The 587-nt window shown below is 42.9% G+C and carries 1 protein-coding gene; it reads right to left on the reverse strand.

The genetic code is table 11. From position 1 onward, the window contains the following. Positions 1–522 (reverse strand): phospholipase D-like domain-containing protein (locus R7P74_RS27965; protein ID WP_318123935.1); only part of this gene is annotated, 522 nt, incomplete at its 3' end. Positions 523–587: the final 65 nt, after the last annotated feature.

The following is a 587-nucleotide window of genomic DNA, read 5'->3' on the forward strand; positions in this document are numbered from 1 at the left end:
ATCTGCAAGGGACTTGTGCTTAATAACATGGTAGCGATCAAATCGATAGCGACCATGGTACTGCAAATAAACGTTATTAAGGCTAGCGCCACTGTAAATCACGGTATCGTCGACGACGAAGCCTTTTAAATGAAGTACACCAAATACTTCTCGGCCGCGAACGGGGATACCATAAACAGGGATGGCATGTTGGTATTGGTCAGCAAACGCTTTATAAAGCGCTGAGTTGCCTTCTGATGTTTCTGCACCAATAAGGCCGCGTTGTGCTCGGTGCCAGTCAACACAGATATTAATGTCTAATCCTGGATTACGCTGCTTTGCTTCGTAAAGTGCAGTGAGTATTTCACGCCCAGCTTCATCATCTTCCAGATATAGAGCGACTAGGTAGATTCGTGACGTTGCTTTGCTTATCGCATCTAAAAGACGAGTTCGAAATGTTTCTGCAGAGTACAGAACATCAAAGTCTTCAGGATTGATTGCGAGACTAGGCAACTGCTCGAATGGATTCCTATTTACTATCATATCGGTGTGAGTACCTTATTTTAGTGCAATATTGCGAACCTGATATTTTACCAAAGATATGATTT

This window comes from Vibrio sp. 2033, from assembly GCF_033339735.1.